The organism is Roseateles sp. (assembly GCF_036404855.1).
GTDB lineage: Bacteria > Pseudomonadota > Gammaproteobacteria > Burkholderiales > Burkholderiaceae_C > Pelomonas.
This window is the reverse complement of sequence record NZ_DASWYS010000285.1, coordinates 1-23,153: the sequence shown is the minus strand read 5'-3', so window position 1 is coordinate 23,153 and position 23,153 is coordinate 1. Positions and strand designations below refer to the sequence as shown.

Sequence of the window (23,153 nt, the reverse complement as noted above, 5' to 3'; positions counted from 1 at the left end):
GTCCTGGGCATTGCGTCGTTCGACCGACTTGGCCTGCCCCGACTCTCCTGACCTCAAGCTCTCGAACCGCCTGGTGCGGACCCGCATGCCAGGTGGTGTGGCAGGGGCGCCTCCTCAAGGAGGCCCCCTATGCCGATTGGGCGCCAAATTGATCCACGGTGCGGTGCCGTGCTACGTCGCCGCTTTTGTGAGGGCGCTTGGAGTGCGACAGTCCTAGAGCGCCATGCCTGTCATGGCGGGGCCAACTTCTGCAGCATGTGCCGCGCGCCAAGTACAGCCAACGCGCGCTTGACGTTGTAGGCCAGAGTCGCCAGGGCGATCTCCGTGCCCGCACCTGTCAGGCCCCGCATCAGGAAGCGCGGCTCCTCGAAGATGTGGAACTTCAAGGCTGCAAACGGATGTTCGACTTTGCAGCGGCGCAGCCTCATCGCCGTCGGTGTGGCGCGCCGGTGGATGCGTTCGAGCGCTTGCTCGAAGAGATGGCGGGTGGCCTTACAGGCGTTGTTGTGACTGAAGAAGATCTCCAACATCACGCTCGTTTGCTCGTGGGTCACGAGCTTTGCATGACCTGTTGTGTCGACATGCGTGCTTGCCGACTCTTGAAAGTAGTCGATCAGGTCCAGGCGCCCGTTGTCTTGGCCATCGTTGCTTCCATGAAAGGGTCAGAAGTCCAGCTGGCCGGCACTGATGCCCAGTGCCTGCGCGATGCGCTCGCGCGAGGACTTGCGCGGGTTGGCGCTGGTCTCCAGCTGCGCGTACGCGCTTTGCGTGATGCCCATGCGGCCGGCCATGTCGTCCTGAGTCAGGCCCAGGTGAGTGCGCCAGGCCTTAGCCGGAGACATGCTCTCATCGAAGGCCAGCTTCACGACGGCGTCCGGCACCAGGTCGCCGGCCTGCTCAAAGCGGGCCACGAACTCGGCGTAGGGCACGACGACGAAGGCCGGTCGGCCTTCGGCGTCGTTGATGGTCTGGAAGTCAATACGTTTGTTCATCGCGTTTCCTCACTTCTTCGATGGTGACGATGCGCACGCCGCCGTCGAAATCAAAGAACACTCGGTAGTTGCCGACCCGCAGCCTGTAGCCGTACTGGTGATTGGTCAACGACTTGACGTTCTTGGCCTTGGTCAGGTCGACCAACTCGGTACTAACGGCCTGTCGGATCGCCGCGCCGGCTTTGGCCGGCAGCTTGCGCATTTGCTTCAGCGCTTTGGTTCGCCAGCTGATCGAGTTCATGGGCTGAACTATAAGATAAGCATTAGATTTGGCAATGGAAATCTAATGTCCGTCGGCGAGCACTTGGCGAGCGGCGTAGTCACTGCACGAAGCGGCACCAACACACCTGGTCATCCGTCCGGCCCTGCGTACGCTGCTGGCCGCTCAGCAGCGTGCTGCGGCCGCTCATGTGCCAGATCCGCGCCTTGCTGAGATCCGCGACCAAGCCTTGGGCCCGAAGCGCAGCGAAGACTGGGCCGCCCTTGTGGCCGTGCCAGCTCATGTACTTCAGGACCGACAGCTCGCCGCGGATCGGAACGGCCGCGCGCCACACCTCGCGCGGCAGCCGCCGCCCGGCGTGATTCAACTCGACCAAGTCGACCACCATACTGTAAATTTATCCACCATAACGCCCGCAGCCAGGGCGCGGCGTGCAGAGAGGCTCTAGGAGCGCGCGGCACGGGCGAGGCGCCCGAGCCCCCTGGCAGCTCGACGCGGGCGCGATGGCGGCCCCTACGCACCCTTAGAGCGGGCTGTCCCGGTGCGCCAGGGCCGATGTGCGGCCGGGGGAGGGTGAGGAAACCCCGCGGCGCGTGCTCGGGACCCCGCCCTGCACTATCTGCCGCGGCCTTGAAGACTATCACCAGGGCTCTCGATGTCGCTTGACAGACGAGGGTTCAATTCCCCCCGGCTCCACCATCTCAGAGTTCAGCGGGTCCGCTGACGATCAGAAGGCCTAAGTCAATCAACGACTTAGGCCTTTTTCTTTGTCCGGGCGGGTGCAAGAACGTCCGCCAGCCTCCACTTCCTCCTGCAAGAACTCAAGGATCTCGGTTCTTGCAGCTAAAAGACTTGCACCAGGAGGAAGTCGATGTTCATGAGTATTTCAAGGAATACCCCCTAGTTTGTCGGTAAACTTTACATTCGAGGCGATAGGCATTGTGTTGTCGGGGAAATTTCCATGTAAATCAACGGCTTACATGGGTGGCGCGAGTTTTGCTTCGATGGGATATCTGTGACCTCCATGCATCTCAAACAATGAACAAGCCCTCCCTGCTCAAGATCGTCATCGGCGCCGTTGCTTCGATTGCTGCCGCGTCAAGCTTCGCCGCCCCCGTTTTCGTCGGTTCGTGGCATGTCGGCGATGGCCTGCGCTGGGACGCGGCCACCCAGACCGCCTACAGCGCGCAAGAAGCTGCCGCTCTGCTGTTTGGTGGTGTGGCCAGCGACTACGAGATCTCGACCATCAGCTCGGATGTGAACAGCATCAATCACTTGGCTTGGTATGACGGCTACGGCATCGGCATGGGCCAGCTGGCTGAGAGTTTCACCAACGGCTCGCTCTACACGGCCGGTGTGCGCTCCGCCTACATCCTCGACAATTCCTGCAGCATCCGCTACACGAGCCCGACCACGGCTTGCTCGGACAGCTATGTCAACTACGCGTTCCGCATCAACGAAGCCGAAGTGCCCGAACCCGCATCCGTCGCTCTGGTGGGTGCAGCGTTGATTGCCGTTGGCGCCGCCCGCCGCCGCAAGTCGGCCTGAGGCGCAAGGAAAGCAAAAAGCCCCGCCTAGGCGGGGCTTTTTTTTTGGGCCCGCACGTCTTGGCGGGCGCGCCCATGAGGCGCCAGCAATGCGGCTGTGCTCAGTCAGTTGAAGCCTTGCCCGCGGATCAGGCCCACCGCCAGCCCTTCGATGCTGAAGTGCTCGCTGCTCTCGTTGACGATGATGGGCTCGAAATCGGGGTTCTCGGGCAGCAACTGGATGCCGTCGGGACCGCGCTTGAAGCGCTTCACGGTGACCTCCTCGCCGACTCGGGCGACGACGATCTGGCCGTTGCGCGCCTCACTGGCGGACTGCACGGCCAGCAAATCGCCGTCGAGGATGCCGATGTCCTTCATGCTCATGCCCTTGACCTTGAGCAGGTAGTCGGGCTTCTTCGCGAACAGGCCGGGCTCGACGGTGAAGGTCTGCTCCACATGCTCCTGCGCGAGGATGGGGGCGCCGGCTGCAACACGACCAATCAGCGGCAGCGTCAGCTGGGCCAAGGCCGGAAGGGGCAGGCTGAACTGGCGGGCGCGATTGACGGCGCTGAGCGCGTCGGACTTGAGGCGGATGCCCCGTGAGGTGCCGCCCACGAGTTCCAACATGCCCTTGCGGGCCAGCGCCTGCAGATGCTCCTCCGCCGCATTGGCGGACTTGAAGCCCAGTTCGGCGGCGATCTCGGCGCGGGTCGGCGGGGCGCCCGTACTTTCGATCGCATTTCGTACCAGGTCGAAGATCTGTTGCTGGCGGGCGGTAAGCTTGGGTCGGTCTTGCACGGTCGGCCTTAGTCGTAGGCTGGCAATTTGTCCAGCAGCTGTATTTTCATCCAGGAAACCAGGAGATTGCAAATTACCGCCGATCTGATCGTCATTCTGGGCACCGGCGGCACGATTGCCGGCACGGCCAAAACGGCCAGCGACGGTGTGGGTTACACGGCCGCTCAGTTGAGCGTGGAGGACTTGCTGGCCGCCGTGCCAGCGCTGGCCAGCCGTCGGCTGGAGGCGCATCAGGTCGCCCAACTGGACAGCAAGGACATGGATTTCCTGACCTGGCAGCGCCTTGCGACGGCGGTGCAGGCCCAGCTCGCGCGGCCCGAGGTGGGGGGCATCGTGATCACCCATGGCACGGACACGCTGGAAGAGACCGCCTATTTCCTGCAGCGCGTGCTTGCGCCGGCCAAGCCTGTTGTGCTGACGGCGGCGATGCGGCCGGCCACGGCGCTGGCGCCGGATGGGCCGCAGAATCTCTTCGACGCGGTGCAGGTGGCCGCCGCGCCGGGCGCGGAGGGCGTCGTCGTGGCGTGTGCGGGGCGGGTGCATGACGCGACCCAGGTCCGCAAGACGCACAGCTATCGCGTCGACGCGTTTGAGTCCGTGGATGGCGCGTTGGTGGCGCGCGTGGAGGAGGGCGTGGTGCGGCTGCTCGGGCGCTGGCCGTCGGGCGAGGCGCTGGGCCTGGCGTGCATCTCCCGCCCGGCCGAGCGCTGGCCGCGTGTGGAGATCGTCATGAACCACGCCGGCGCCAGCGGTGCCGTCGTGGATGCGTTGCGTGCCGCGGGCGTTGATGGGCTGATCGCCGCGGGCACCGGCAACGGCACGCTCAGCGTCGCGCTGGACACGGCGCTGCGCGAGGCGCAGGCCGACGGCGTGAAGGTCTGGCGCAGCACGCGCTGTGATGCCGGACCGGTCATGGACTTGCCCGGTCTGCTGCCCAGCGCGGGCGCGCTGAGCCCGGTCAAGGCCAGGATCGAGCTGATCCTGACCTTGCTGGCCGGCTGAGCCGGCCCGGCCCTCAGACGATGGTCAGCGAGACGTCGACGTTACCGCGCGTGGCGTTCGAGTAGGGGCAGACCTCGTGCGCTGTCTTGACCAGCGCTTCGAGCTGCGCGCGGTCCATGCCGGGCACCGAGATCTTCATGTCGACCTGGATGCCGAAGGCGCCCGGCTTGTTCGCGTGCGGGCCGATGGCGACGTCGCTGGTGATGGAGACCTCGGCAGGCAAGGCGATCTTCTGCTTGCCAGCCACGGCCTTCATCGCGCCGATGAAGCAGGCGGAATAACCGGCCGCGAACAGTTGCTCGGGATTGGTGCCCGGGCCGCCGGCGCCGCCCAGTTCCTTCGGCGTGGACAGCGTCAGGTCGATGGCGCCGTCAGACGACTTGGCAGTGCCGGCGCGGCCGCCGGTGGCAGTGGCGGTGGCGGTGTAGAGGGCTTTCTCGATGGCCATGGTGGGCTCCTTTGCGTGATGCGTGGTGGTGGGGAAGGGATCAGGCGGCCGCGTCGGCGGCCCGGTTGAGTTGCTGGCGCAGCTGCTGCAGCCGCTGCGTCAGCGCGATGACCTCGTCAAGCTCGCAGGCGCTGGCGCAGGCGAGTTGGCCGGGGATGTCCAGGGCCGGCTCGCGCAGCTTGCGGCCCCGGGGCGTCAGGAAGATGTCGACGCGGCGCTCGTCATCGCTGGCGCGGCGGCGCTCGAGATGGCCCAGCGCTTCGAGGCGCTTGAGCAGTGGCGTCAGCGTGCCCGAGTCCAGCGACAGGCGCTGGCCCAGTTGCGACACGCTCAGGCCTTCGGTCTCCCACAGGACCAGCATGACGAGGTATTGCGGGTAGGTCAGGCCGAGCGGCGTGAGCAGCGGCTTGTAGATCCGGGTCATGGCCCGCGAGCTGCTGTACAGCGCGAAACACAGCTGGCGGTCCAGCTGCAGCCATTCGGCGCGGGAATCGGCGGCCGGGGTGGGGGTCTTGCTGCGTGCCATGACCATGAATGTAGTTGGCAATTTAATTGCACACAATCTAAATGGTCTTTTGGGTGACACGGCACGGTAGGGCGATCTGAGAGGATTCGCCACCCCGAACATGCAATGAGGAGTGAGGCGATGCAAATCCTGGCCGTCGTGCTGGCCGCGCTGGTGGCGCTGCTGCACCTGTACTTCCTGGTACTGGAGATGTTCTTCTGGACCAAGCCGCTAGGCCGCAAGGCCTTCGGGCTGGAGAAGGGCTTCGCCGAGCAGAGCAAGGCGCTCGCGGCCAACCAGGGGCTCTACAACGGCTTTCTCGTCGCGGGCCTGGTGTGGGGCCTGATGCAGGGCGCCGCGGGCGCGGGCCGGCCCTGGCTGGTTTTCTTCCTGGGCTGCGTCGTCGTGGCCGGCGTGTTCGGTGCAGCCACGGCGTCCAGGAAGATCCTGTTCGTGCAGGCGCTGCCAGGCGCGCTGGCGCTGGCAGCGGTACTGGCGACCTGAGCGGGAATCAGGTCGACATCGCCTCGATCTGCTCGCCCAGCTCCAGCCAGCGCATCTCGTCGGCCTCGAGCTGATCGGCAATCGCCTTCAGCCGCTTGCCCATCTCGGCGATGGCCGACGCGGCCGCGCCGTCGGCCAGCTGCGCCTCGATCTCGGCGCGCTCCTGGGCCAGCGCATGCAGGCGCTTGTCGATGGCTTCCATCTCCTTGCGCAGCGGACGGGTCTGCTCGGCCAGCTTGGCGCGGGCCTGGCCGGAGGCCTTGCGGTCCTCGCGTGACGCAGGGGCCGGTGCCGGCGCAGCAGCGACGACGGGCGCGGGCGCCGCGGACGGCTGCTTCTTGGCCGCGCGCGCGGCTTCCTTGCTCTGATCGAGCAGCCAGCGCTGGTAGTCGTCCAGGTCCCCGTCGAAGGGCTTGACCACGCCGTCGGCCACCAGCCAGAACTCGTCGCAGACCTCGCGCAGCAGCGCGCGGTCGTGGCTGACCAGCATGACGGTGCCTTCGAACTCGTTGAGCGCCAGCGACAACGCCTCGCGCGTGTTCAGGTCCAGGTGGTTGGTCGGTTCGTCCAGCAGCAGCAGGTTGGGACGCTGCCACACCAGCATGGCCAGCACCAGTCGTGCCTTCTCGCCGCCCGACAGGCTGCCGACCTCCTGGTTGACCATGTCGCCCGTGAAGCGGAACTGACCGAGGAAGTCGCGCAACTCCTGCTCGCGGCCGGGCGGGCCGACGTCGCGGGCCAGACGCACCATGTGCGCCAGCGGACCTTCGTCCAGGCGCAGCACATCCAGCTCTTGCTGGGCGAAATAGCCGATGGACAGGCCCTTGCCTTCGGTCAGCTTGCCAGCCATCGGCGCCTGCGCGCGGGCGATGGTCTTGACCAGGGTGGACTTGCCCTGGCCGTTGGCGCCCAGGATGCCGATTCGTTGGCCGGCCAGCACCGAGCGGTCCACGCCGCGGACGATGATCTTGTCGCCTTCGTCGGTGCGGTAGCCGGCCGACAGCTCGTCGAACATCAGCATCGGGTTGGGCAGGTTCAGCGGCTCGCGGAACTCGAAGTTGAAGTCGGCGGACGCCAGCACCGGTGCCAGCTTCTCCATGCGCTCCAACGCCTTCACGCGGCTTTGCGCCTGCTTGGCCTTGCTGGCCTTGGCCTTGAAGCGGTCGATGAACTTCTGCAGGTGGGCGACCTTCTCCTGCTGACGCTCGAACGCGGCCTGCTGCAGGACCATGCGTTCGGCGCGCTGGCTCTCGAAGCTCGTGTAGTTGCCGCCGTAGCGCACCAGCTTGCCTTCGTCGAGGTGCAGCGTGACCTTGGTGATGGCATCCAGGAACTCGCGGTCATGGCTGATGATGATCAGCGTGCCGTCGTAGCGCTGCAGCCAGGCTTCCAGCCAGACGAGGGCGTCGAGGTCCAGGTGGTTGGTGGGCTCGTCGAGCAGCATCAGCTCGGCGGGGCACATCAGCGCCCGCGCCAGTTGCAGGCGCATGCGCCACCCGCCGGAGAAGCTGTTCACCGGGGCGTCGAGCTGCTCGGTCCGGAAGCCCAGGCCCATCAGCAGCGCCTGCGCGCGCGAACGTGCGTCGAACGCACCGGCATCGGCCAGCGCGGCATGGGCCTCGGCCATCGCATGGCCGTCCTCGGCCTTCTCGGCTTCGTCCAGCGCGATGCGCGCAGCGACGAGCGTCAGATCGCCTTGCAGCACGAAGTCGGTCGCGCCGTCCTCGGTCTCGGGCATGTTCTGGGCCACTTCGGAGCGGCGCCAGTGCTTGGGCACCTCGACCTCGCCCTTGTCGTTGCCCAGGCGATGGGTCAGCAGGGCAAACAGGCTGGACTTGCCAGCGCCATTGCGGCCCACGAGGCCAATCTTCTCGCCGGGTTGCAGGGTGGCGGACGCGTTGTCCAGCACCACCTTGACGCCGCGGCGCAGCGTGATGTCGCGTAGGGTGATCACTTCAGGTTTTCTTTCGTCACCAGCAGCACCTGGTCGGCGCCCGATGAGGTTTCCATCCACACGACTTCGAGGTGAGGGAAGGCGGCTTCAAAATGCTCGCGCTCGTTGCCGATCTCCAGCACCAGCACGCCGTCGTCGTTCAGCGCGGCGGGCGCGGCGCGCAGCAGCTCACGGATGAAGTCCATGCCGTCGCTGCCGCCGGCCAGGGCCAACTCCGGCTCGGCGAGGTATTCCGCGGGCAGGGCGGCCATGCTGGCGCTGTTCACGTAGGGCGGGTTGCAGAGGATCAGGTCGTAGGGCCCTTGGGCGCCCGCCAGGCCGTCGCCCTGCAGCAGCCGGATGCGGCCGGTCAATGCATGGCGCTCGACATTGAGCCTGGCCACATCAAGGGCGTCGGTGCTCAGGTCCAGCGCATCGACCTGCACCTCGGGCCAGGCCATCGCGGCCAGCACGGCCAGGCTGCCGTTGCCGGTGCACAGGTCCAACACGCGGCGGCTCGCCGGGTTCAGCCAGGGGTCGATGCTGGCGTCGGCGATCAGCTCGGCGATGAAGCTGCGCGGCACGATGGCGCGCTCGTCGATGGTGAAGGGCACGCCCTGAAGCCAGGCCTCGCCGGTCAGGTAGGCGGCCGGCTTGCGAGTGGTGATGCGTTCGTCGATCAGCGCCGTGATGGACGCCACCTCGGCCGCCGTCAGCTCACGCCTTTCATGGTCGTCAAGGGCGTCCAGTGGAATGCCCAGGCGCCACAGGGCCAGCCACATGGCCTCGTCGAAGGCGTTGGTCGTGCCATGGCCAAAAAACAAGCCCGCCTGGGCGAGGCGGGCGGCTTGGGATTCGATGCAGTCAATCAGCTTCAAGTGCCGCGGACGTCCAGGGTGATTTCGGTGAAGCTGGCCTCGTCGGGGGCCTTCTCTTCCTTGCGGGGGGTGTTCGTGAGACGCGCTCCGGGCGCCTCGTTCTGCAGCCGCCACAACAGGTTGGTGGGCGAGTCGGCGAAGGCCAGGCCTTCCTCGCGCGTGATGGTGCCGTCGCTGATGAGTTTGGCGAAATGCTCTTCGTAGGTCTGCGAGCCTTCGGCGATGGACTTCTCCATCGCTTCCTTCACGCCAGCGAAGTCGCCGTTCTCGATGAGTTCGGCCGTCAGCTTGGTGTTCAGCAGAATCTCGATGACGGGCACGCGGCCGCCGGCGGTGGCGCGTACCAGCCGCTGCGAGACGATGGCCTTCAAGCCGGCCGCCAGATCATTCAGCAGCGCCGGACGCGATTCCGGCGTGTAGAACGACAGGATCCGGTTCAGCGCGTGGTAGGTGTTGTTGCCGTGCAGCGTCGCGAGCACCAGGTGACCCGACAGGGCATAGCTGATGGCCGCCGTCATCGTCTCGCGGTCGCGGATCTCGCCGATCAAGATGCAGTCCGGCGCCTGGCGCAGTGCGTTCTTCAGCGCGATCTGCAGCGACGCCGTGTCGCGGCCGATCTCCCGCTGGTTGACGACGGAGCGCTTGTTGCTGAACAGGTACTCAATCGGGTCCTCGATGGTGAGGATGTGCCCGGTCATGGTCTGGTTGCGCATCTCCAGCATCGACGCGAGCGTGGTGCTCTTGCCGGTGCCGGTGGCGCCCACCATCAGGATGAGGCCGCGCTTCTCTTTGATCATCGATCCCAGCACGGGCGGCAGGCTCAGCGACTCCAGCGTCGGGATCTCGTGCGGGATGTGCCGGAAGACGCCGGCGATCGTGCCGCGCTGGCGGAAGCCCGACAGGCGGAAGCTGCCCACGCCGCGCACCGAGACGGCCATGTTCAGCTCGCCGCTGTTGTCCAGCTCGGCCAGCGAGCCCGGGTCGATGACCTCGGCGATGAGCTGGCGCGGCTGCGGCGGCGTCAGGAGCTGGTCCGATAGCTGCACGGTCTGCCCGTTGATGCGGATCAGCACCGGCATGTTGGCCGACAGATAGCAGTCCGAAGCACCCTTGTCGGCCATCAGCCGCAGGATGCGCTCCATGTTGCCGCCGCCGCTCATGGTCAGGCGCGCAGCAGTTCGTTGATGCTGGTCTTGGAGCGCGTCTGCGCGTCCACCCGCTTGACGATGATGGCCGCGTACAGCGAGTAGCGGCCGCCGTCCTTGGGCAGCGAGCCCGAAATCACGACGGAGCCGGCCGGGATGCGGCCGTAGCTGACGGTGTCGGTAGCACGGTCGTAGATCGGCGTGCTCTGGCCGATGTAGACACCCATGGAGATGACCGAGTTCTCTTCGACGATGACGCCCTCCACGACTTCGGAGCGGGCGCCGATGAAGCAGTTGTCTTCGATGATGGTCGGATTGGCCTGCAGCGGCTCCAGCACGCCGCCGATGCCGACGCCGCCCGAGAGGTGCACGTTCTTGCCGATCTGGGCGCAGGAGCCGACAGTGGCCCAGGTGTCGACCATCGCGCCTTCGTCGACATAGGCGCCGATGTTCACGTAGCTGGGCATCAGCACGACGTTCTTGGCCTGGAAGCTGCCGCGGCGCGCGACGGCCGGGGGCACGACGCGCACGCCCGTGGCGCGCAGCTGTTCGTCCGTCATGCCGGCGAACTTGGTGGGCACCTTGTCGAAGAAGGTCAGCTCCTTGTCGCCCATGATGCGGTTGTCGTTCAGACGGAAGGACAGCAACACGGCCTTCTTGATCCATTGGTGCACGGTCCACTGGCCCACACCCTCACGCGTGGCCACGCGCAGGCGGCCGGCGTCCAGTTCGGCGATGACGTGGTCGACCGCCTGGCGCAGCTCGGGCGCGTTGGTGGGGTCGAGCGACGCGCGGTTGTCCCAGGCAAGGTCGATCAGGCTCTGCAGTTCAGCGGTGTTCATGGGCGGGATTTCGTGAAGGAGACGATGCGGTGGGCGGCTTCCAGGCATTCGGCCTCGTCGGCCACCAGGGCCAGGCGGATGCGCCCGGCGCCGGGGTTGTAGCCATGGGCTTCGCGGGCCAGCAGGCTGCCCGGCAGGACGGCCAGATTGTATTGAGCGAGCAGGCCCTGGGCGAAGGCCACGTCGTTACCGCCTGGAACAGCGGCCCAGAGGTAGAAGCCAGCGTCGGGCAGGGCCACGTCCAGCACCTCGGCCAGCAGCGGCGTCACCTCGGCGAACTTGCGCCGGTAGCGCGCCCGGTTCTCGACGACGTGGGCCTCGTCGCCCCAGGCAGCGATGCTGGCGGCCTGCACGATGGGGCTCATCGCACTGCCGTGGTAGGTGCGGTAGAGCAGGAATTTCTTCAGCAGCGCCGCGTCGCCGGCCACGAAGCCCGAGCGCAGGCCCGGCACATTGGAGCGCTTGGACAGCGACGTGAAGGCGATCAGGTTGCGGAAGTCGTTGCGGCCCAGCTTGACTGCAGCCTCCAGGCCGCCCAGCGGCGCTTCTTCGCGGAAATAGATCTCGGAGTAGCACTCGTCCGACGCGATGACGAAGCCGTGGCGGTCGCTCAGCTCGAACAAGGCCTGCCATTCCTCCAGTGGCATCACGGCGCCGCTGGGATTGCCAGGGGAGCAGACATATAGCAGTTGCGTTCGCCCCCAGGTCGCGTCGTCGATCTGGCGCCAGTCCACGGCGAAGTTGCGCGCCGGGTCGGAGTTCGCGAACGCGACCTCGGCACCCGCCAGCAAAGCCGCGCCTTCGTAGATTTGATAGAAGGGGTTGGGGCAGGCCACCGTGGCGCCGACGCGACTCGTATCGACCACCGTCTGCGCGATGGCGAACAGCGCCTCGCGCGAGCCGTTGACGGGCAGCACCTGGGTGGCCGGGTCGATCGTCAGCCCGTAGCGGCGCGCGATCCAGCCGGCGATGGCCTCTCGCAACTGCGGCGTGCCGGCCGTTGCCGGGTAGGCCGACAGGCCTTTCATCGCGCCATTGATGGCCTCGGCGATCAGGGCCGGGGCGGCGTGGCGAGGCTCGCCAATGCCCAGCGAGATGGCCGTAAGGTCCGGATTCGGCGTGATGCCGGCGGTCAGTTCGCGCAGGCGCTCGAAGGGGTAGGGGTGCAGCCGGCCGAGCCGCGGGTTGGCGGGAACAGTCATGCCGGAATCATAGGTGGCCGGCCGCGCCGGCCCCTAGCCGCTCGCCGGCTCGCGCACAACGGTGACGGTGCAATCCGACTCGGCCACGACCTGGCCCGACACGCTGCCGAGGTAGCGCCGCAGCGCCGATGCGCCACGCGCACCCATGACGATGTGGTCCACACCGTTGCGATGGGCGAAATCGATGATGGCGCCGGCTGCCTCGGGGGCCTCCAGCACGTGGAAGGTCAGCCGGCCGTCCTCCAGGTTAAGCGCCTTGCTGATGGGCCGCGCCCAATGCTTGAGGGCGATGAGCTGCTTCACATGCAGGCTCTGGCCGTGCTTGTCGGTGAGCTCGTCAATGCCGATGCGGTTCACGCGCATGATGCTTACGCAGGCAAGGCGGGCGCCCGCCTCGGTCTGCACGATGCGGCGCACGGTCTCGCAGAGCTGGGTCAGCAGTTCGGGCGTCGCGTTGTCGACGTCCACCGCCGCCATGACGATGGGGCTTCGGGCCAGCTGCTGGCCCGCCGGCGCGGCGGGCGTGGGCTCCGAACCCAGCGCGAAGAACCAGCGCTTGAGGCGTCGCATCGCGCCGCTGGTTTGCAGCTTCTCGGCGCGCGCCGTCAGCGCCACACCGCCGGGCTCGCGCAGGTCCAGCGCGAGCTGGGCGGCGCTCTGGTAGCGGCGTTCGGGCTTGACCTCCAGGCAGCGCAGGATGACCTCCTGCAGCCAGGGTGGGAGTTCGGGCCGGATGACGCGCGGCGGCACGGGCTCGACGAACAGGCGGCGGCGCAGGCCGCGCACGGAGCTGGGTTGGCCGAATGGCCGCTCGCCGGTGCTGAGGTGGTAGAGCATGACGCCAAGCGCGAACAGGTCGCTGCGCGGGTCGTTGCGCACGAACTGCACCTGCTCCGGACTCATGTAGGGGCCGGTCCCCATGGGCAGCGTGAACTCCTCCTCCAGGAGGTCGGGCAGCAGCTCGTGGCGGCTGAGGCCGAAGTCGACGAGCACGGCCGTGCCGTCGGGGCGGAACATGATGTTGCTGGGCTTGATGTCCAGGTGAACGACATGCTGGCGATGCAGGGCCGCCAGCGCCGTGGCCACGCGCGCGCCGATGTCGGCCACCTCCTCGGGCGGAAGCGGTGCGTCATCGAGGCGCGGGCGCAGCGTGTCGCCGGGAATGCGCTCCATGACGATGAAGGCCTGCCGCGTCCAGTCCCCGCGGGCAACGAAGCGCGGTACATGCGGGCCGCTGAGCTGAGGCATCAGCATCTGTTCGACCTCGAAGCCGACGATGGTTGCGGGATCCTCGCCACCCTTGATGCGCGGCACCTTCATCAGCAGCTCGATGCCGTCGTCCTCGCCCTCCACGCGGCTGACCCGCCAAAGGTTGGCCATGCCGCCCTGGTGCAGTCGTTCCTCCAGCCGGAAGCCGTCCAGCACCCGGCCGGCCTCCAGGGGCACGGGTGGGGCAGAGGTGGGGGGCGTCGTCGTCATCATCATTCGCCGAGCGTCAGGCGGCGCGCGAGGCGCTCGGCGATCTGCGACGGCAAGGCCGTCGCGCGCAAGGCCTCGCCGGCAGCGTCGACGTCGTAGGCCACGCGCTGGAACGTGATGCGGGCGTCGTCCAGGTCGGACTTGCTCGGGTCCAACAGCGCGTAGCATGCTGCCGGGTTGCCGTCCCGCGGCTGGCCGCAGGAGCCCGGGATGGCCAGCCACTGGCGGTGGCCCGGCAGCGGCATGGGGACGCCGGCCACGGGCCGGAAATCGCCCGCCTTGCCAGTGCCGGAGAGGTGAAAGAGCATGGGCTCGTGCATGTGTCCGCAGACCTGGATGCGCGCCGGATGCGCGTGCAGGCTCTTCACGGCCTCCGCGCGCCCCTGGATGTACTCCCAGCCATTGGGTTCAAAGGCGTTCGCGTGCACAAACAGGCAGTGGCCTGGCTCGCCGTGGGCCTGAAGAGGCAGCCGCGCCAGGAAGCGAAGCTGGTCTTCGTTCAGTTGGGCGCGCGTCCAGTCGACGACGGCGCGTGCGTCCGGGTGCATGCCGGGCGTGCTGCCATGCGCCACCGCCTCGTCATGGTTGCCTTGCACGGCGATGGCGCCATCGGCGACGAGGGCCATGACCTGGTCCAGCACCCAGGACGGATCGGCGCCGTAGCCGACGAAGTCGCCCAGCAGCGCGAAGTGGGTGGCGCCCTGGCTGCGGGCGTCGGCAAGGACGGCCTCGAAGGCCTGCCGGTTGGCGTGAATATCGGTGATGAGAGCCCAGCGCATGGGCGACAGCTTGCCACGAAGCGCTGACGCCGGGCGGACAGGGGCGTTCAGGGGGCCACGAGATCGGGGCGGATGCGTGCCAGCGCGTCGCGAAGCTGGCGCGCCGCGGCGGGGTCGCGCGGGGCCAGGGCTTGCGCGATGCGGCGCAGCGGCTCGGCGGCGGGCCGGAAGTCGGGGCTCTGGGTCAGCACGGCCAGCAGAGGTATGCCGACGCGGGCCAGCATGACGGTGGGGTCGGCGCTGGGCTGGGTGCGTCGGCCGAGGTCCAGGTAGCTGCGGCGGGCCAGGGCGTAGGCATTCACGCGCCGGGCCAGTCCTGGCGTGGCGACCAGGGCCGTTGCGTCGACGCTGACGAGGCCCAGCAGGGTCAGCAGGCGGTCGCGCGGCGCGGATTCTGGGGCGTAGGTGATGCGCGGCGCGCGGTAGGCCACCCAGGGGCGGTCGTCGGTGTTGAGCGGTTCGCCGGCCGCAAAGCGCTGCAGGGAACGCGGGTCGGCGATGAGGCTGCCCAGCACGGCGAGGTCGTCGTCAAGGCCGAAGCGCGCGGCCAGCTCGGGAAGTGGTCTGGGCTGGAATTGCGTACTGCCGGCGCGGCCGATGAGGCCGATGGTGGGGGTGTCCAGGCTGTTGCTGGCCAGCACGGCGACGCCATCGGGGAAGGCCTGCAGGAAGCTGGCCGTGATGCTGCGCAGCGTGCCCAGGTCCAACTGATGCAGGGGCAGCCACTGGCAGAACAGGCCCTGCGGCGCCAGACGCTCGCGTACGGCGCGGAAATGCTCAACGGTGTAGAGGGCCCCCGAGCCGCTGCGGGCGGGGTGGAAGTTGTCGGAGACGACGACGTCGTAGCGCTTCCCGGCAGTGCGCACGTAGCGACGGGCGTCGCCCGCGAGCAGCCGCGGCGCCGGTCCGTCGCCGAGATCAGCCAGCGCGGGCCGGAACAGCGCCGAAGTCTGGATGACCTCGGGCAGCAGCTCGACCGCATCCACTTGCAAGCCCGGCATCCGGGCGGCCACGCCAGCGGTGAGGCCCGCGCCCAAGCCTAGGAAGAGCGCCTGCCTGGGTTCGCCATGCAGCAACAGCGGCAGCAGGGCCTGGCGCCCGTCGACCAGGAGGCTGGCGCTGCTGCCCTCCTGCTGGCGATTGTTGATGCGAAGGCGTGCGACGCCGGCCGCGTCTTCGACGACGCTGACCGCGGCCATCGCGCCTTCGCGGTAGCTGAGCAAGCGGCCACCTTCGGGCAGGTCGATGAAGGCCAGCGGGGGCGCGAACAGCGCCAGCACCGCCGTGGCGCCTGCGGGCAGCCACCAAGGCCGGCTGCGCCAGGCTGGCACCAGCAGCAGGTAGCCGGCCGCGACGACGAGCAGTGCGAGCTTTGGTCCCAGGACGGGCGCCAGCGTGACGCCGAACAGCGGTGCGGCCGCCATCGCGCCCAGGGTGTTGACGCCCAGCGCGCGGCTGAAAGTGATGCCGGCCGCGGCGGCGTCTGCGCTGAGCTGGCAGAAAAGGGCGCCCATCAGCAGCGTCGGCAGCGCGAACACGGTGACGGCCAGCAGCGCCTCGGTGGCCAGCGCGGCGGCCAGCGTCTGCGGCTGAAGCCACGCCTTCAGCGCCTCCGCGCTCCACAGCGCGGCCATGCCCACCAGAACGCTCCAGGCCAGGGCCTGCAGCAGGCGGGGCGTGCCGCATCGCCGCGGCCAGCGCGCGTAGGCGGCGGCGCCCAACGCGCTGCCGGCCAGGTAGACGGCCAACAGCAGCGCGAAGGTGTAGACCGTGTCCTCAGCGACCTGGCTGAGTACGCGAACGGCCAGCACTTCATAGGCGATGCCCAGCAGCCCCGTCAGCGCGAGCAGGGCCAGGGGCCGGTTCGACGTGCGTGGGCCCAGGGGCGGCACGGGCCGGGCCTGCAGCGCCAGGCCGGCCAGCGCCGCACAGCCGAGGTTGAGGGCCACGCACAGGCCGGCGCTGCGTGTCAGGCCCCAGTCCGGGATCAGCCAGAAGGCCGTGGCCAGCACGCCTGCGACGGCGCCCAGCGTGTTGGCCGCGTACAGCGGCGCCAGCCGCGTCGTGCCAAGGCGGGCCATGGCCGGCAGCAGCAGCAGGAAGCTGGCGCCGAAGGCGATGCTCCAGTGCCGCAGCGGCGTGGCCTCGGCCCCGATGAGGTCCAGGGCCCCTCCGCTGACGGTGGGCATGGCGAGTATCAACAGTGCCCCCCAGGCCCCGATCAGCGCTTCGCAACCGGCGTACCAGCGCAGCGGTGCGTTGCTGGCCTCGATGCGGCGTCCCAGCAGCATCGAGCCCAGAGACAGCCCGCCGAAGAACGCCGCGACGACGGCCAGCACGGCGGCCGACTCATGGCCGAGGACGAGGCCGAACTGCTGAGTCCAGACGATCTGGTAGCCGAGGCCGGCGAAGCCGGATGCGGCCATCAGCAGCAGCGCGAGGCCGCTCAAGCGTTGAAGCTGAGCGTGTAGCCCCAGCTCTCCAGGCGCGTCGGGATCGCGTTGAAGGCCAGGCTGATGCGGCGCGCGCCGGCATTGGGCGGCACGGCGTGCATCAGGTAGCTGGGGAAGAGCATGAGGTCGCCTGGGCGGGGCAAGGGACTGACCCACTTCTCGGCGTTGTAGGGGCCAGTCACCACGCCGGCATGGTCGTTCTTCAGCGCGAAGTCAAGGCCGCCAGGCGACTTCATGAAGACCGTGCGCGCCGAGTCGTCCGTTTCGGTCAGGTAGACCACGCCGGAGGCGAAGCTGTTGGCGTGGTTGTGCATGGCCTGGCGACCGCCGGTGTCCAGCACGTTGACCCACATCTCCTTGATGGCCCAACCCAAGTTTTCGCCGAAGAGCAGGCGACCGAACTCGACGACCTTGGGCGTGATGAGGGCGGCGGCCTGCACCAGCAGCGGGCTGTCCGAGGGCTGCAGCATGCGGGTGTGGGCCAGCGCATCGGAGCTGTTGTTGGGCTGCAGCGCGCGGGTGCTGAAGTGGTCGACCAGGGCATGGACGAGCGCCGGTGGCAGCACGCCGGTAGAGCGCTGCAGCGGTACCGGGAACAGCCCGATGACTTCGTCCGTCATGCCAGCACCGCCGTGATGCGCAGCCAGGACCAGTATGCTGCGATGCTGCCGATCATGTAGAGCAACGCCGTGCGCATCCGCCTCGCGGCCGGCCAGCGGCTGGCGAGGCGCCACAGGCACCAGCATGCGCCCACCGTCATCAGTTGGCCGATCTCGACGCCGACGTTGAAGGTCAGCAGCGCGACGAGCAGGTGGTTCTCGGGCAGGCCAATCTCCTGCAGCGCGCCAGCGAAGCCGAGGCCGTGCACGAGGCCAAACAGGAACGCGACGAGCGCCGGCCAGCGTCGCGCGGCCGTGTTGCGCTGGTGCAGCGCCTCGCCAGCCACCAGAACGATGGACAGCGCGATGGTCGCTTCCACCGGTGCGGCGCGCAGTGTCAGCCAGCCGAGCGCGCTGCTGGCCAGCGTCAGGCTGTGCGCGGCGGTGAAGGCGGTGATCGTCAGCACGAGCTGGCGGTTGAAGCCGACGAGGAAGAGCAGGCCGACGACGAAGAGCAGGTGGTCGATGCCCCCGAGGATGTGCTCGACACCCAGGAGGGTGTAGGCGCTGGCGATCTCTCCCATGCCGCGCGGGTCGTCGGCAGCGCCATAGAGCTGCACGGAGGGCTGGGCCTTGGTCAGGGTGTAGACGCGGGTCTGTCCGTCCAGCCAGAACACGCGCACGACGGCCGCCGAGTAGCGCTCACCCACGCCCCGGACCGACAGCGTGCCGGCGAGGCCGGCCTCGCCGCAGCGCAGCATTGTGGCCTCGGCCGCGCAGGCCTGCGGCCAGACGGGCGTCAGGTCCTGGGCGATGGGGCGCTTCTCGCCCGCGCCCCACTGCCAGAGGAACTCGCCGTGCCGTGTCTCGCGCAACTGCATCTCGGCCATGCTCATCTCGTGGCCAAAGGCGGGCAGGGTGGCGGACAGGGCCGCGGCCAGCGCCATCAGGCAGATCAGCAAGCGTCTCATTTCGCGGGCGCCTCGACCTTGACGGTGTACTTCCTGGCCAGGGCCGCGACGGCGGCGCTGCGCTGTTCGGCGAGCGTCGCGTCCGTCCAGTCCTGCATCACCACCCCGCGCAGGACTTCGAAGCTGGCGGGCTTGGCGGGGCTGGTGGCCTCAAGGCGCACGGCATGCCAGCCTTCCCGGGACTGCAGCGCCAGCCAGGTGCCGGGGGCTGCGCTCTCCAGGGCCCGGGCGAAGTCCTCGCCGTAGCTTTGCAGCAGGTTGCTGTGCGGCCGACCCTTGAAGACGCGCAGTCCGGCCTTGGCATCGCCCGGTGTCCCGTGGTTGAGCTGCTCGACGAAGGCACGCACGACGGTCTCGCCGGCGTTGCCTTCCAGCACGGCTTCCTGGAAGTCGAAGCGGGCTGGTTCGTCGTAGCGGGCACGGCGTTTCTCGAACCAGTCGCGCAGCATCTCGTCGCTGACCGGCGGCAGCTTGGTGCCGCCGTCGACGACGCTGAGGGCCTTGAAGATGACGCGCTCGCGGATCGCGGTGTCGCCCTTGTCGAGCTGCAGCGCCAGACCCTCGCGGTAGAGCACTTCGTTGTCCAGCCAGACCTTGCGCAGGGCCGCCATCTCCTCCGCGTTGGGGTCCTGGCCGCGCTTGGCCTTGAAGAGCTGGCGGGCTTCCTCGTCGACCTCGGCGCTGATGACGATCTCACTGGCTTCGCCAACCCCCGGGTTCGCGAGGCGGTCGATGCCGAAGAGCAAGGCGCCGAGCAGCAGGAAATGCAGCAGGGGCTCGCGCGTCCAGCCGGGCAGTCGCAGGCGCGGTCGGGACGCGAGGGAGACGGGGGGAAGCACGCTGGACATAACCACCCATGCTAGGCAGACAACAAGACAAAACGACGACAACGGCGGGGGGCACAGGCCCCACGCCGTTGTCCAGGTTGTGCAGGAGAACGACGGCGGCACACGTGCCGCCGTCGGCTTCGGCATCTGGGCCTACTTCACGCCAGCGATGGCGTAGGAGTTGGCGATCTCGACGTAGATCGGGTTGCTGTAGAACCAGAGGTCGGCCCAGGCGGCCACGTCGTAGGAGACGTACTTCTGGCCCGACACGGAAGCGAGATGGGCCGGGCAGCCGTTGATGGCGTCGCCGGTCAGCACTGTGCCCACGGTGCTGCAGGGGATGCGCAGCATCGAGGTGTCGTTGGCGTTGGTGTAGATGTCGGCCAGCGGGTTGCCATTGGCGTCCGTCTCGTAGGGGACGGCGGCCGGCAGATTGCTACCGCGCAGGCGCAGGTACTGCGAGGCCTGGACGGCCGGGATGCGGAAGCTCATCTTCAGAAAGACAGTGTTGTCCACGCCCGACTGCACCTGGGTCCATGGCGTGCCGCCGTTGCCGCTGAAGGTCTTCAGCACGGCGGCCGAGGTGTTCTTCGCGCCGGCCGGCACGGCGGAGAGGCCCGTGGTCGTGCCATCGGCCTTCAGCCAGTTGGTGTTGCGCGGCCATTCGCCCGAATAGTCGGCCGAGCCCGGCGTCTTGTAGCCGGTGACCAGGCCGCGGATCACGTCGACATGGTCCAGCACCGGCTTGTTCAGCGGCTGGTTGATGCCGACCTGGGCCAGCGACGGATTGGGGAAGTTGTAGGGCGAGAAGTTCGCGCCGTCCGGGTCGCGCACGACGACGGCGACGACGATCTCGGCACCCGGGCGTGCAGTGAGCTTCTCGCCCATGGTGGCGCAACCGGTCGTGTCGATGTCGGTGCCCTTGGTGGCTGCGGCGACGGCCAGCGCCTCGACACTCGCATTGGAGCGTGCGGCGACGCCGGCGTACGACGTGCAGGCGATGAAGGCCAGGCGGTCGATCAACTGGCCGGAGGCGGACCAGGCATTGCCGCTACGCAGGCCGTCGACGATAGTCTGCGGGCGCAGCTTGTCACTGCCGTTGCGGACCATCACATGGGTGCGCTGGTACTCGCCGGGGTAGAAGTCCTGCGTGGAGCGGCGGTCGTCCGGGCCGAAGCTGCCGCGGTTGTGCCAGTCGGAGCTGGCGAAGAACCACCAGTTGCGGCCTTCGCCGAGCAGCGCATCCCAGACGCCGCCGAGCTGGGCCGCGTAGACGCCGGTGCCGCCGTAGGTTGTGCCGCCGACGGAGTCGACCAGACCAACCGCGCTGCCGAAGTTATTGCGCTTGACCTGGTACTCGCCGCGGTTGCTGGATGCACCGTGGCCCGGCTGCGATTCGAAGCCGAAGGCGACGTTGGGTGCGGCGTTGTTGAAGTTGCGCAGGTGCTCGATGTTGAAGCCGTTGTTGCCGTCCACGTTGAAGGGGCCGGCACGCTCCAGGTGGGCGGGCACGTAGTAGCTTGCCTGGCCGTGGAAGTTGGCCATCCATTTCAGGGCTTCCAGCGTCTTCAGGTGGCCCTTGTTGCCGGTGCCGGTGCCACTGGGCTGCACGAGCTTCTTGCCCGTGCTGCTCCAGCCCAGCGTGCTCGACGTGGAATCGGCGCTGGCAGGGTTGCTGCAGTCCCAGTTGTTGCCGGTGGTGGAACCGGTCACGTTGCCGCGGCTGGTGTCCGTGTCGCCACGGTCGAAGCAGTAGGACCACTGGGCCAGCGCGCTGGCGTTGCCGAGGGCGGTATAGCCCGCCGTGGTCGGCAGCGTGGCGTTGTCCACGGCGGCCGGCATCTGGCCGGTGATGATGGACATGGAGCTGTGCTCATGGCCAGCGACGACGGACTCCAGGCCCAGGAAGAGGGGCAGGTTCTTGTAGGCCGCGAGGTACTCGATGACCGGGTACTGGTATTCCTGCAGCGACTGCCAGCGCCACATGTTGCCGGTGCCGCCGACGCCGCCCCCGTTGCCCTTGAGGTTGGCGGCGCCGATGCTGTTGGCCCAGGTCGTCGTCGGGCCCTGGCCAGCCACGTAGGGGTAGGCCGGCGTGGACAGCGAGGCGTCCTCGACCAGCGTGCAGTTGCGGTTGCCGTTGCCACCATGGCCGGCCTGGATGAACCAGTCCAGGCCCCAGGGCGATTCGGCCGTCTTGTCAGTGACCTTCTTGACCAGCTTCTGCATGGAGATCGCGCCGTCCGAGCAAGTGGTGTGGTTGTGGAAGTCGCCCGACACGTACTTGCCGGCGGTCTTGCCGGCGGCCGTTGCGAGGTTGGGGGCGATGACCGCAGCACTGCCCAGCGCGGCGAGGGCGGCCAGCGCGATCTGGCTCTTGGTGAAGAAGTGAGTCATGGGATCTGCTCCGTGGAAGAAGGGGAGAGGGCCAAAAACGGGGCGCATGCTATGGACCGGGCATGACCTCGGCGTGACGGGTTCGCGACGCTCAGCGCAGGCTGGCGTAGTCGACGTTGAGCATGGCGTTGACCGGTTCGGCGGACTCGAAGATCAGGCGCAGCGGGAAGCTGCGGCCCACCTGCAACGGCTGCTGCAGATCCAACAGTTCGATGTGCAGACCGTCCTCGGCGAGGGTCAGTTCCTGGCCGGCACGGATCAGCAGCGACAGACCCTGCTCGCCCTCGGGCGCGCCGGGACCGGCCAGCCGGGCCCCCGTGGCCACGGGGGTTTCTAGACCGATCAGGCGGTCGGTGGTCTGAACTTCATCGAAGCGCATGCACAGCCGGGCCGTGTCGGCGTCGACCCGCGTCGCGCGTGTCCAGGGGTGCCAGATGCGCATGTGGCTGCTGAAGAACTCACAGGCGCGGGCGTGGCGGGCGATTCCGGCGGCGCCGAGGGCGATGAGCAGATGGCGGCGAAGCAGGGCGGTGCGGGTCATGGTGCGTGGGGCAGCAAGGGGCTGGCGACCATCGCAGGCCCCGATGACACGGGCATGAAGCGCGCGGCGGGCTGCCTTGGTGGCGTCACGCGGCTGTCGTCTTTGCCGACCACACTGCGCCCCCGACATAGACGCCGCGGTCCCCGCCGCCCCCATCCTCAAGCCCTGGAGTTCTTCGATGAAGCTCGCCTCCCTCGCACTGGCCCTCAGCCTGGCCTCGCCCGCCTTCGCGGCCGCCCCGCTGTCCGTGGACTTTGAAAAGACCTGGTCCTACGGCGACGAGGTGGCCGACACCTACGCTGCCGATGGCATCTCCTTCACCAACGTGCTGGGCGTGTCCAACAGTGAAGAGTTCACCTACTTCGGCAACGCGCCGTCGCCGCTGGGTGTGGCCTTCGTTCAGCTGGACGGCATCGTCAACACGACGGCCTACATGAACGTTGCGGCCGGTGTCAGCGGTGGCCTGAGCTTTTTCTACTCCGCACCGATCGACGCCCCCATCGCGATCAAGGCCTACTCCGGCCTGAACGGCACTGGCACGCTGCTGGGAACGCTGGATCTGGCCGCCAACTCCGCCGACTACACCACCTGGAACCAGGCCTTGCTGACTTTCAGTGGCACGGCGTTGTCCTTCGATCTCACCGGCATGGCCAACGTCGTGGCCCTGGACAACATCAGCGCCGTGCCCGAGCCGAGCAGCGTCGTGCTGATGCTGGGGGGCGTCGGCTTGCTGCTGGCCGGCCGTCGCCGCCGCGATTGACGGCGCGACTGCGCCCCAGGAAATGCCGGCAGCAGCCGGCTTCAGTGAGATGGCGACCCCATCTCCGTGTTTGCCTCGAATACCTCGGTGACATCCGTTGCCGGGGTCTTCTTCTATGGGGCGGAGGTCATCACGTCATCCGGCGGCTGCCAGCGCTGGGATTCAGCTTAGCGTGCCGGTTCTCAGTGGGATGGGCGACTGAGGCCCAGCAGCAGCAGGCCGCCCAGGGCGGCGGTGCTCAATGACGCGACGCCCGAGCCGAAGAGGGGGTGGTGCGCCATGAGGCCCAGGTCACCGAGCCTGAGTGCATGCCCCAGGGCGATCCCGATGAACGCCAGCCCGATGAGGGCGA

Annotated in this window: 24 protein-coding genes; 4 read left to right on the top strand and 20 right to left on the bottom strand. The window is 68.0% G+C overall.

Going from position 1 to position 23,153, the window contains the following annotated elements; translation table 11 throughout:
• Window positions 1-230 precede the first annotated feature (230 nt).
• From VGF12_RS18830 to VGF12_RS18815, 4 genes are all read right to left on the bottom strand, one after another.
• On the bottom strand, window positions 231-527 hold the full coding sequence (locus VGF12_RS18830; protein ID WP_331177582.1) for a hypothetical protein: 297 nt from the start codon (window positions 525-527) through the stop codon (window positions 231-233).
• 135 nt (window positions 528-662) lie between these two features.
• Window positions 663-992: a helix-turn-helix transcriptional regulator gene (locus VGF12_RS18825; RefSeq protein ID WP_331177581.1), complete on the bottom strand. Its 330-nt coding sequence runs from the start codon at window positions 990-992 to the stop codon at window positions 663-665.
• Window positions 976-1,233, bottom strand: coding sequence for a type II toxin-antitoxin system RelE/ParE family toxin (locus tag VGF12_RS18820; protein WP_331177580.1), 258 nt, complete (start codon window positions 1,231-1,233; stop codon window positions 976-978). The genes VGF12_RS18825 and VGF12_RS18820 overlap by 17 nt, the downstream gene beginning before the upstream one ends.
• Window positions 1,234-1,312: 79 nt before the next feature.
• Window positions 1,313-1,600, bottom strand: a complete 288-nt coding sequence (locus tag VGF12_RS18815) for a hypothetical protein (RefSeq protein ID WP_331177579.1) — start codon at window positions 1,598-1,600, stop codon at window positions 1,313-1,315.
• 650 nt (window positions 1,601-2,250) lie between these two features.
• On the opposite strand from VGF12_RS18815, the gene VGF12_RS18810 reads away from it, so the two are divergent.
• Complete coding sequence (locus VGF12_RS18810; protein ID WP_331177578.1) at window positions 2,251-2,760, top strand: PEP-CTERM sorting domain-containing protein; 510 nt, start codon at window positions 2,251-2,253, stop codon at window positions 2,758-2,760.
• Window positions 2,761-2,864: 104 nt separating this feature from the next.
• On the opposite strand, the gene lexA is transcribed toward VGF12_RS18810, so the two are convergent.
• Window positions 2,865-3,536: a transcriptional repressor LexA gene (gene lexA / locus VGF12_RS18805; RefSeq protein ID WP_331177577.1), complete on the bottom strand. Its 672-nt coding sequence runs from the start codon at window positions 3,534-3,536 to the stop codon at window positions 2,865-2,867.
• Window positions 3,537-3,602: 66 nt separating this feature from the next.
• On the opposite strand from lexA, the gene VGF12_RS18800 reads away from it, so the two are divergent.
• Window positions 3,603-4,538 carry an asparaginase gene (locus VGF12_RS18800; protein ID WP_331177576.1) on the top strand — a complete coding sequence of 312 codons (936 nt, stop codon included), beginning with the start codon at window positions 3,603-3,605 and terminating at the stop codon, window positions 4,536-4,538.
• A 13-nt stretch (window positions 4,539-4,551) separates the two neighbouring features.
• Here the strand turns inward: VGF12_RS18800 and VGF12_RS18795 are convergent, their stop codons facing one another.
• Together VGF12_RS18795 and VGF12_RS18790 are read right to left on the bottom strand one after the other, a co-directional pair.
• A complete protein-coding gene (locus VGF12_RS18795; protein ID WP_331177575.1) occupies window positions 4,552-4,986 on the bottom strand; it encodes an organic hydroperoxide resistance protein in 435 nt (144 codons plus the stop codon).
• 40 nt (window positions 4,987-5,026) lie between these two features.
• Entirely contained in the window at window positions 5,027-5,512 is a 486-nt protein-coding gene (locus tag VGF12_RS18790) for a MarR family transcriptional regulator (protein WP_331177574.1), read from the bottom strand.
• 120 nt (window positions 5,513-5,632) lie between these two features.
• Here VGF12_RS18790 and VGF12_RS18785 point away from each other — a divergent pair, with 120 nt between their 5' ends.
• Window positions 5,633-5,995, top strand: coding sequence for a DUF1304 domain-containing protein (locus VGF12_RS18785; protein ID WP_331177573.1), 363 nt, complete (start codon window positions 5,633-5,635; stop codon window positions 5,993-5,995).
• Between the two features lie 7 nt (window positions 5,996-6,002).
• Here VGF12_RS18785 and VGF12_RS18780 read toward each other — a convergent pair whose 3' ends face one another.
• From VGF12_RS18780 to VGF12_RS18720, 13 genes are all read right to left on the bottom strand, one after another.
• Complete coding sequence (locus VGF12_RS18780) at window positions 6,003-7,949, bottom strand: ATP-binding cassette domain-containing protein (protein ID WP_331177572.1); 1,947 nt, start codon at window positions 7,947-7,949, stop codon at window positions 6,003-6,005.
• On the bottom strand, window positions 7,946-8,806 hold the full coding sequence (gene prmB / locus VGF12_RS18775; RefSeq protein ID WP_331177571.1) for a 50S ribosomal protein L3 N(5)-glutamine methyltransferase: 861 nt from the start codon (window positions 8,804-8,806) through the stop codon (window positions 7,946-7,948). Before prmB ends, VGF12_RS18780 begins: the two co-directional genes overlap by 4 nt.
• Complete coding sequence (locus tag VGF12_RS18770; protein WP_331177570.1) at window positions 8,803-9,966, bottom strand: PilT/PilU family type 4a pilus ATPase; 1,164 nt, start codon at window positions 9,964-9,966, stop codon at window positions 8,803-8,805. Before VGF12_RS18770 ends, prmB begins: the two co-directional genes overlap by 4 nt.
• Before the next feature lie 2 nt (window positions 9,967-9,968).
• A complete protein-coding gene (dapD, locus tag VGF12_RS18765) occupies window positions 9,969-10,793 on the bottom strand; it encodes a 2,3,4,5-tetrahydropyridine-2,6-dicarboxylate N-succinyltransferase (RefSeq protein WP_331177569.1) in 825 nt (274 codons plus the stop codon).
• Entirely contained in the window at window positions 10,790-11,995 is a 1,206-nt protein-coding gene (dapC, locus tag VGF12_RS18760; RefSeq protein ID WP_331177568.1) for a succinyldiaminopimelate transaminase, read from the bottom strand. Before dapC ends, dapD begins: the two co-directional genes overlap by 4 nt.
• A 33-nt stretch (window positions 11,996-12,028) precedes the next feature.
• A complete protein-coding gene (locus VGF12_RS18755; RefSeq protein ID WP_331177567.1) occupies window positions 12,029-13,441 on the bottom strand; it encodes a bifunctional serine/threonine-protein kinase/universal stress protein in 1,413 nt (470 codons plus the stop codon).
• 35 nt (window positions 13,442-13,476) lie between these two features.
• Complete coding sequence (locus VGF12_RS18750) at window positions 13,477-14,253, bottom strand: metallophosphoesterase family protein (protein WP_331177566.1); 777 nt, start codon at window positions 14,251-14,253, stop codon at window positions 13,477-13,479.
• Between the two features lie 47 nt (window positions 14,254-14,300).
• Window positions 14,301-16,703 carry a spermidine synthase gene (locus VGF12_RS18745; RefSeq protein WP_331177565.1) on the bottom strand — a complete coding sequence of 801 codons (2,403 nt, stop codon included), beginning with the start codon at window positions 16,701-16,703 and terminating at the stop codon, window positions 14,301-14,303.
• Window positions 16,700-17,326, bottom strand: coding sequence for a putative 2OG-Fe(II) oxygenase (locus tag VGF12_RS18740; RefSeq protein WP_331177564.1), 627 nt, complete (start codon window positions 17,324-17,326; stop codon window positions 16,700-16,702). The genes VGF12_RS18745 and VGF12_RS18740 overlap by 4 nt, the downstream gene beginning before the upstream one ends.
• Window positions 17,323-18,276: a HupE/UreJ family protein gene (locus tag VGF12_RS18735; RefSeq protein WP_331177563.1), complete on the bottom strand. Its 954-nt coding sequence runs from the start codon at window positions 18,274-18,276 to the stop codon at window positions 17,323-17,325. The genes VGF12_RS18740 and VGF12_RS18735 overlap by 4 nt, the downstream gene beginning before the upstream one ends.
• Window positions 18,273-19,115, bottom strand: a complete 843-nt coding sequence (locus VGF12_RS18730) for a peptidyl-prolyl cis-trans isomerase (RefSeq protein WP_414710142.1) — start codon at window positions 19,113-19,115, stop codon at window positions 18,273-18,275. Before VGF12_RS18730 ends, VGF12_RS18735 begins: the two co-directional genes overlap by 4 nt.
• 141 nt (window positions 19,116-19,256) lie before the next feature.
• Window positions 19,257-21,500 carry a hypothetical protein gene (locus VGF12_RS18725; RefSeq protein ID WP_331177561.1) on the bottom strand — a complete coding sequence of 748 codons (2,244 nt, stop codon included), beginning with the start codon at window positions 21,498-21,500 and terminating at the stop codon, window positions 19,257-19,259.
• Window positions 21,501-21,591: 91 nt separating this feature from the next.
• Complete coding sequence (locus tag VGF12_RS18720; protein ID WP_331177560.1) at window positions 21,592-22,041, bottom strand: copper chaperone PCu(A)C; 450 nt, start codon at window positions 22,039-22,041, stop codon at window positions 21,592-21,594.
• 178 nt (window positions 22,042-22,219) lie between these two features.
• Here VGF12_RS18720 and VGF12_RS18715 point away from each other — a divergent pair, with 178 nt between their 5' ends.
• The gene (locus tag VGF12_RS18715; protein ID WP_331177559.1) at window positions 22,220-22,801 is read left to right on the top strand and encodes a PEP-CTERM sorting domain-containing protein; all 582 of its coding nucleotides are present in this window, start codon (window positions 22,220-22,222) and stop codon (window positions 22,799-22,801) included.
• Window positions 22,802-23,153 lie beyond the last annotated feature (352 nt).